We start from the raw sequence: 8288 nt of genomic DNA on the forward strand, positions 1-8288 counted from the left end.
TGTGAGGTGGGGGAAAAGATGGCGATAATTTCAAAGTCTTACCTATCACTATAAAATTTAACAGATATTATAAAAAATCAATTGCCTAAAATGGATGGAGATTGTCCAGCTAAAATAAGCATAGAAATTGAAATTTTTGATAAAAAATTGGAGTGCAGCACAGAGGGCTATGAAGTAGAAAAAGAAGGAGCTGAAGAAGGCGAATAATCAGTTTTTTAAAATACAAAAATTAGTATTGATAACCAACTGAAAATATTGAATATTATAGAGTATAAAATTTATGATACAGATAATCCTAAGTAGTATATAAAAAAATTTTTATAAGGTAGAGATTATAGATTTAAATTTATTTTTGAGGAGGATAAGTCATGCCAGATAAAAAAATGGCGGTGTTGAGTGAAAGCCACAAAGCGTTAAATAAATTATTAGAAACAAAAAAAGAAGCATTACCGAAGGATTTTAACAAATCACGATTCTTGCAAAATTGCATGACGGTTTTGCAGGATACTAAGGATATAGATAAATGCCAGCCTATAAGTGTGGCAAGGACAATGCTAAAAGGTGCATTTTTAGGGTTGGATTTCTTTAATAGAGAGTGTTATGCAATACCTTATAACGGCAATCTGCAATTTCAAACAGATTATAAGGGAGAAATCAAACTTGCTAAAAAATACAGTATTAATCCTATAAAGGATATTTATGCAAAAGTTGTTCGCAAAGGTGATGAATTTCAAGAAAGTATTGTTAATGGCCATCAGACTGTAAATTTTAAACCATTACCGTTTAATAATGATGAAATAATTGGTGCTTTTGCAGTATGTTTATTTCAAGATGGTAGCATGATATATGAAACCATGACAAAACAAGAAATTGAAGATATACGGAACAATTTTTCAAAAGCTAAAAATAGTCCTGCATGGGTTAAAACCCCAGGAGAGATGTATAAAAAGACAGTTTTAAGAAGGCTCTGCAAGTTCATAGAATTGGATTTTAACAGTATTGAAAGCAAAAAGACTTACGATGAAGCTTCTGATTTTCAGTTTGAACATGAACCTAATAAAGAGGTTTCAAATTTTGATAAAGGCAGTATTGATGAGGATAAAATAGTTGAAGCTGATACAGAGGCAGAGATTAAGAAAGATAATAGGGAATATGCTTTTAAGGAGAGTGAATAAACAATGACGGTGACAAAGGAAAATTATTTTGCACTTGAAACTGACAAAGAGTATATGTCAGTTAGCTTGTTTAAATCCTTTATAAAATGTGAAGCAAAAACAATAGCTAAACTTAATGGAGAATGGGAAGAGGAGAATAAAGATGCATTTCTCCTAGGCAGTTATGTTCATGCATGGAGTGAGGGAACATTAGAGGAATTTAAAAAAGATCATCCAGAAATGTATTCTACTAGAGGGACTACCAAAGGGCAGTTAAAGGCTACATTTCAAATTGCAGATAAAATGATTACTACTTTAAAAGATGACAAGCTGGTACAAGAAGCTAGAGAAGGACAAAAAGAGGTTATACAGACAGCAGAATTATTTGGAGTGCCGTGGAAAGGTATGTTTGATATATATAATCCAGATAGGAAAGCCATTGTGGATGTTAAGACCACAAGAAACATACATTCCAAATTCAGTGGCAATGAAAACTTTATAACACATTATGATTACTTATTACAGATGGCTGTTTACTGCGAAATAGATAGGATAAATCGTAAAGCAGAGGACTATTTTCAACCACATATCATAGCTGTTTCGAGAGAAGACATTCCAGATAAGGCAGTGATATTCCTAGGAACAGATTTTATAAGAGACAAGCTGTTAGAAGTTGAAATACTAATTGACCATATAAAAGCAGTTTGGAAAGGTAAAGAGGAGCCCGTAAGGTGTGAAGAGTGTGATTATTGTAGAGCTACGAAAAAATTAGACAAGGTTTTATTTTATATGGATCTTTAATGGTTGGTTTGTAATTGTGGAATGTAAAAAACTAATCAGACTAAGTAATGGCATTACTAAAAAAATGACTTGTACTGAGGTATTTGATCAGTTTAAGAATTTTTTATACAAGATAGCTCATAAATGGTCATTCCAATATGATATTAATGATTTAGTTCAGGTAGCCGGTATAGGCCTTGTAAAGGCGTATAATACCTATGATGCCAGTAAAGGAATATTATTTATGACCTATCTGGCTACCATAGTAAGCAATGAAATAAGAATGTATAACAGGAAAAATAAAAAACATACAGGTATCAGGAGTTTGGATTGTGCTATTAATGAAGACAAAGACGGAAATTCACTTACAATAATGGATCTTATATCAGATGATACTGATTATGAAGAAATGGCAATTCAGAATGTTAATAAATTAGAATTAAGTATCTTACTTAAATGTTTAAGACCAAGAGAAGAAATGATTATAAGGTATAGATTTATAGATGGACTTACACATAAGAAAATAGGGCAAAGACTTAATCTAAGCCAGTCCTATGTGAGTAGATTAACAGAATCCTCTTTAAAGAAGTTGAAGAGATATTATGAAAGTGGGGTATTAAATGTGAACGTTAAGAATAATACCAGAGAAGATTGTTTTAGATACTTTTCTGAAAATGATAATAAGGACAAGAATATATTAATTGATGATGTTGTAAATAAATATGGCTGCACCCAAGGAACTGCTGAAAGTTATTACTATCGTTGGAAATCTGAATATGCTAAGCCAAAAACAGAAAGTAAAGATGGTATAAATTCAATCCAAAAATCAACATATGAAAAGGTTAAAGACTTCAAGCCTAAAGGTGGAATATTACAACCTATGGAATTGAGAGGAAAAATAATGTGCTACAACCTCTATGATAATGGTAATGGTTTTAATATGAAAAGACCTAACGGAACAACCGTCATGCCCATAGAGTTTTCGGAAATTCAAGATCTCATAAGAGAGCTTCAAGAAATTAGCAAGGTAGGTAGGGCATAATGAACAAAGTTGTTTTAATTGGCTGGTTAACCAAAGACCCTGACTTGCAGTTTTTGCCTGGTAGTGGAAAAGCAGTAACAAAGTTTACGTTTGCAGTAGAAAGAAGATTTTCGAAAGATGGACAAAAGGAAGCTGATTTTATACCTATCGTGGTCTGGAATAAAATTGCTGAAAGTGCAGCTAATTATTTAAGCAAAGGCAGACTTGCAGGGGTTGCAGGAAGAATCCAGACTAGGAGCTATGAAGCTAATGACGGAACTAGGAGATATGTAACTGAAGTAGTGGCTGATGAAGTTCAGTTTCTTGAATGGGGCGATAAAAAGCAGGGACAGGCATCACAAAGTAATGATGGTGACGGTTATACAGAGGTAATAGGGGATGAGGATGATATCCCGTTTTGATGGAGGTGATTAGATGCAGGTTCAATATAGATTTTCGGATTCAGAAATTAGCAAACTTTTAAAGGAAAATTTTATGGTACTGTATGATATCAGAGAGCAAAAAAATCAACATATATTGGATTTCTTGGACAAGAAGAAAATTCAGTATAAAAAAAAGAAAATCAATGAAGGCGACTATACAGCAATTATTACAGCTAGAGAGGACATGGGAATATCACGGGATTTGTATTTCAATATTGCAGTTGAAAGAAAAAATAGTGTTGACGAATTGGCAAGTAATTTAGGTGAAAAAAGAGAGGATTACAGGGATGATATAAGGCTTGAAAGAGAACTTAAAAGAGCACGACAAAAGGGGATTATGATTTATCTTGTAGTTGAAGATAAAAACGGTATGGAAAATATTGAAAAAGGCAATTATAGGAGTCGATACAGTTCTAAGGCTTTTGAAGGGAAACTTGCAAGTATAGAAGTGAATTATTTGAAAGGCATAAGATTTGTTGATAAGAAGGATGCAGGGCGTACAATATTAAAATTGCTTTATTATTCTGTAATGGAAGCCTTGAAGGAAAGAACGGAAGATATAAAAGCAGAACAGGTTACTTAATTTAGGGGGGGTGAGAGAGTGGACTATCATAATATAAAAGCACATTTTACAGTAAAGAACGAGCGTGGGGATGTATATAAAGCCATATGTCCCGCCCACCCCGATAAGGAAGCAAGCTTGAGTATTAAATATGACAGAGCACAAGGTAAGACCATACTAAAGTGTCATGCAGGGTGCGAAACCGAAGAAATTGTAAAAGCTGCAGGTCTTGAAATGTCAGATTTATTTGATAAGCCTATGGATAAAGACAGTGGGAAAATGAGTATTGAAGCAGTGTATAAATATACAGATGAAGCAGGAAAGGTATTATTTGAAAAAGTAAGGTTCAAAGGTAAGAAGTTCAGCCAAAGAAGAATTATTGATGGTGCTACAGTATGGGGGCTTGATGCAGGTATTTATTACGAAACATTCTCCGGAAGTAACGCATGGAGTATGAAGGAAAGGAAAAATGTAAGAAGTAAAGAATTTGAGGGCATAGAGCCGGTTATATATAATCTACCTGGTATTATTGAAGCTATAAAAGATAATAAGCCAGTATTTATCGTAGAGGGTGAGAAGGATTCAGATAATTTGATAAAAGCAGGGCTTGCAGCGACTACAAGCTTTGACGGTGCCAGTAAATCAAAACAAAATCAAAAATGGAGAGATAACTATAATAAATACTTTGAAGGTGCCAGGGTAGTTTTGCTTCCAGACAATGATAATCCGGGAAGAGCACATATGAAGTTTATCGCAAATAAATTATCAGCCATTACGGAAGATATTAAAATAATTAATTTACCCGGCCTTGAAATAAAAGAAGATGTGAGTGATTGGCTTGACTTTGGAGGTACTAAAGATGAGCTTTTAGAACTTGTTGAAAGTGCTGAAAAGTGGAATCCGGCACTGGAGCCTGAAAAGGTAAATCTAATTAATTTTAATTTCTCTGACGTGGGTAATGCTGAAAGATTAGTTGCCATGTATAACAAAATTATAAGGTACAACCCTATAAGAAAAAAGTGGCTTATATGGTCCGGCAAGCACTGGCAAGTTGATTGTATTGGAAGAATAGAAGTATTGGCAAAAAGTGTAATTAAATCTCTGCAGCAACAGGGAAAAGAACTACCTAAAAGTATCGAAACAGAAGATATTAAAAAGCAGGTATCAAAATTTGTATTAAGGTCTGAAAATGACAATCGTATAAGAGCAATGATAAATCAAAGCCGTACTGAACATAATATTGTGCTTAATGAAATGAATAAAGATGTATATTTATTAAATCTTAGAAATGGAACTTTGAATTTAAAAACTGGAGAGCTGCAGGAGCATAACAGGAGAGATTATATAACTAGGCTTGTAAATGTAGATTTTAAACCAGGAGCTAAATGTCCTAATTGGGTAGAGTTTGCAGATAAAATTTTCATGGGTAATAAAGAGTTAATTGAATATATTCAGAAGTCTATTGGTTATTCCATGACAGGAGATTCAAACTTGCAGTGTTTTTATATTCTTCATGGACAAGGCAGCAATGGCAAAGGTACATTCATGAAAGCTATTATGACAATACTTGGAGATTACGCTGCCACTTTAAAAGGCAATTCACTGATGGAGAAAATTGGTGATGAAGGAGCCAGGGGGGACTTAGCTAAATTAGAAGGAAAGTATTTTGTATGTGTAAATGAACTGGAAGAAAGAAAATGTTTTGATGAAGCTTTAGTAAAGAGTTTAACCTCTGGAGCTGATGAAGTCGTTCCCGTGCGTAGGATGTACGAAGAAGAATTTGATCTGCATCCAACTTTTAAACTTTGGATGACTACAAATAAGCTTCCGAGGATTAAAGGCACTGATAACGGTATATGGCGAAGAATAAGAAAAATACCTTTTGAATATAACTTTGAAAATGATGAAAATAAAGACGAACATTTCTTTGAAGATAAATTAATGCCTGAAATGAGTGGAATATTAAACTGGGCATTGGAAGGTTGTCTGAAATGGCAAAAAGAAGGTATGGAGGTACCAGAGGACGTAAAACTTGCAATTGATGATTATAAAAATGAAATGGACCCAGTGCAGAGGTTTATTGATGATGAATGTATTGTCAGTGAGACTTGTAAGGTTAAAATATCGGAACTTTATACTTGTTACACTGATTTGTGCCATGAGAATAAGGAATATGTATTATCAACTATTAAATTAAGTAAAAGGTTGGTTGAAAAAGGATTTGAAAAGGAAAGGAATAAACATGGTAGATATTGGAGTGGAATTGGAATTTTGGATACTGAACATCAAGAGGAATTTGTAGAAGTACATGATAATGTATTTCCGTTTAATAATAAGTAAGATAAAAGCTTTGTGTAATTATACCAAAGTCTACCATGACAAAGGTTAGTAAATAATATTAATATTATTTGTACTAGGTAAAGAATTCAATGACACCAAGTATTATTAGCAAGATACCTGAAAATAATGGTGCATATTTTCCTAGAACTTTACCAAATATGTGACTGCCTAAAGCTTCACCAAATATAATTAAAACAATACTTAATATAAATGTAAATATAACAGTAAGTTGAACACTAATTCCTGTTATACTTGCAGCAACTCCAGTTCCTAAGTTATTAAATGTTAATCCGAATGATACAAGAAGAGCTTCTTTTATGTTTATATTACCAGATTTATCTAAATCTGATATTTCAGCATATTCAATCATATCATCAATATTTTTTAATGCAAGCTTTTTTGATTTAGTATTATTTAAAATTTTTATTACACTTTGAGCTACAAAATATATTCCTAACATAACAATAATTGAAGCACCTAAACAATTAGCCATTGAATAAGATAAAAGCTTTGCTATATATGATCCAATTAACATGGATAAGAGTGTTCCTGAAGATGTTATGATTGCTATTATAAGATTTGAAATTGATCCTATTCTTATTTTCTTTATTCCATAAGCAATTCCTATAACTATATTATCTAAGTTAGAAGATAAGCTAAACAATAATGCAGGTAAAATTAATTCCATATATTAGCTCCTTTTTATTTAGTTATATTTTAATATATGGATTGTAAATTTATATGGTGATTAAGAGTTCATGAATATCATTTTCAGGTATAATGATTTTATTATGTTATTTAAAGTTACATTTTTGGTATTTTATGTCTAATACAAAGCTTTTGTTAATTTAATTTAAATAAGCAATATATTTGAAAAAGGGTGACAGGAATTAAAAAATGATGACAAGAAGATGACAGGAATTTTTAAAAGCTGTCATCATCTAAAGTATTGGTTTTACTACGTTTATTGATAGTGATGACAGGAATGACAAGAATTTTATATCCTTTGCGTATAGAAAATATGAAAATAACAATAAATGTAAGTATAAATAATATTGTATATAAAACAAGATCCCGAAAAGCTATCATTCTTGTCACCCCTAAAAAATGGAAGTAGTGAGGGGATAATTTGAAGTTTAATATAGATCAAATAAATAAAGATAGGATTGAACAGATAGAAATAGATTTAAATAAAGAATACCGGAAGGGTAAAAGAAAGGACAAGTATAAAGTCCATAAATTGTTATCTGAAAAGAATAGGCTTTTAAAATTGCTTGACTAGAGGTGGTAAGATATGAAAAATCATATACGTGATTATGCAACTGCTGCATTTAGATTCTATAGTTGTAATGGCAAGAGTTCAGAAAAGTATAAGAAAAAGATTTATGATGAAGCGTTGGAAGAGTATCAAAGAAAACAAAAATGTGCCGGAATAAATTGTCCAACAGAAGCAGCAATAATTAGGGCTGAAAGAGCAGTTAATGAAAAGCTTGCAGAAATTAAAGATATGGAAGCTGTAGAACTTACTGTTGCAGAGCTTAGAGTTAAGCCCTCAAGGCAGGGCTATTGTACAGGCTATAGAGATAGTTTACTTTAAAGATGCGGATAAAGAATTAGAAAAGGGTGATATACACAGTAGGGTTCATACAGCAGAAATATATATACCTGCAAGTCAGAGATGGATATATAATTGGCTAAGTAAAGCAAGAAAGTTATTTGCAGAAAAGAGGGGATTGAGGGTATGAAATAAAAATTTTCTAAAAGTGTGCAGTAATGAGGGTATGTCAAGTGGTATAATGTGGATAACTATACTATATATTGGATATTAGAGGAAGAATATCATAAATATTAGTTTATATGATTTATGATACTATCATAGGAAATATTTAGAGAGGCATCTAGTTTATAGGTGTCTTTTGTTATGTTAAGTGTGGATAGTGTAAAGTGTGCTATGAAAAAATAACGCTTAAAAAATGCTCGTAAGAGCT

At 32.2% G+C, this 8288-nt stretch carries 10 protein-coding genes; 9 read left to right on the forward strand and 1 reads right to left on the reverse strand.

Going from position 1 to position 8288, the window contains the following annotated elements; all coding sequences use genetic code 11:
* Positions 1-81 precede the first annotated feature (81 nt).
* The 7 genes from V7Q02_RS15470 (at position 82) to V7Q02_RS15500 (ending at position 6300) form a co-directional block, all read left to right on the forward strand.
* Positions 82-207, forward strand: a complete 126-nt coding sequence (locus tag V7Q02_RS15470; RefSeq protein ID WP_333861982.1) for a hypothetical protein — start codon at positions 82-84, stop codon at positions 205-207.
* A gap of 161 nt (positions 208-368) precedes the next feature.
* Positions 369-1175: a RecT family recombinase gene (locus V7Q02_RS15475; protein ID WP_333861983.1), complete on the forward strand. Its 807-nt coding sequence runs from the start codon at positions 369-371 to the stop codon at positions 1173-1175.
* A 3-nt stretch (positions 1176-1178) separates the two neighbouring features.
* Entirely contained in the window at positions 1179-1955 is a 777-nt protein-coding gene (locus tag V7Q02_RS15480; protein ID WP_333861984.1) for a PD-(D/E)XK nuclease-like domain-containing protein, read from the forward strand.
* A gap of 16 nt (positions 1956-1971) precedes the next feature.
* The gene (locus V7Q02_RS15485; RefSeq protein WP_333861985.1) at positions 1972-2976 is read left to right on the forward strand and encodes a sigma-70 family RNA polymerase sigma factor; all 1005 of its coding nucleotides are present in this window, start codon (positions 1972-1974) and stop codon (positions 2974-2976) included.
* Positions 2976-3377: a single-stranded DNA-binding protein gene (locus tag V7Q02_RS15490; RefSeq protein WP_333861986.1), complete on the forward strand. Its 402-nt coding sequence runs from the start codon at positions 2976-2978 to the stop codon at positions 3375-3377. The genes V7Q02_RS15485 and V7Q02_RS15490 overlap by 1 nt, the downstream gene beginning before the upstream one ends.
* A 13-nt stretch (positions 3378-3390) precedes the next feature.
* Positions 3391-3981 carry an ERCC4 domain-containing protein gene (locus V7Q02_RS15495; RefSeq protein ID WP_333861987.1) on the forward strand — a complete coding sequence of 197 codons (591 nt, stop codon included), beginning with the start codon at positions 3391-3393 and terminating at the stop codon, positions 3979-3981.
* Between the two features lie 18 nt (positions 3982-3999).
* On the forward strand, positions 4000-6300 hold the full coding sequence (locus tag V7Q02_RS15500; protein ID WP_333861988.1) for a phage/plasmid primase, P4 family: 2301 nt from the start codon (positions 4000-4002) through the stop codon (positions 6298-6300).
* A 73-nt stretch (positions 6301-6373) separates the two neighbouring features.
* Here the strand turns inward: V7Q02_RS15500 and V7Q02_RS15505 are convergent, their stop codons facing one another.
* A complete protein-coding gene (locus tag V7Q02_RS15505) occupies positions 6374-6988 on the reverse strand; it encodes a manganese efflux pump (RefSeq protein WP_333861989.1) in 615 nt (204 codons plus the stop codon).
* Positions 6989-7429: 441 nt separating this feature from the next.
* On the opposite strand from V7Q02_RS15505, the gene V7Q02_RS15510 reads away from it, so the two are divergent.
* Positions 7430-7582: a hypothetical protein gene (locus V7Q02_RS15510; RefSeq protein ID WP_333861990.1), complete on the forward strand. Its 153-nt coding sequence runs from the start codon at positions 7430-7432 to the stop codon at positions 7580-7582.
* A gap of 12 nt (positions 7583-7594) precedes the next feature.
* On the forward strand, positions 7595-7897 hold the full coding sequence (locus tag V7Q02_RS15515) for a hypothetical protein (protein WP_333861991.1): 303 nt from the start codon (positions 7595-7597) through the stop codon (positions 7895-7897).
* Positions 7898-8288 lie beyond the last annotated feature (391 nt).

Source organism: Clostridium sp., assembly GCF_036781005.1.
In the GTDB taxonomy this organism is placed as follows: domain Bacteria; phylum Bacillota; class Clostridia; order Clostridiales; family Clostridiaceae; genus Clostridium_B.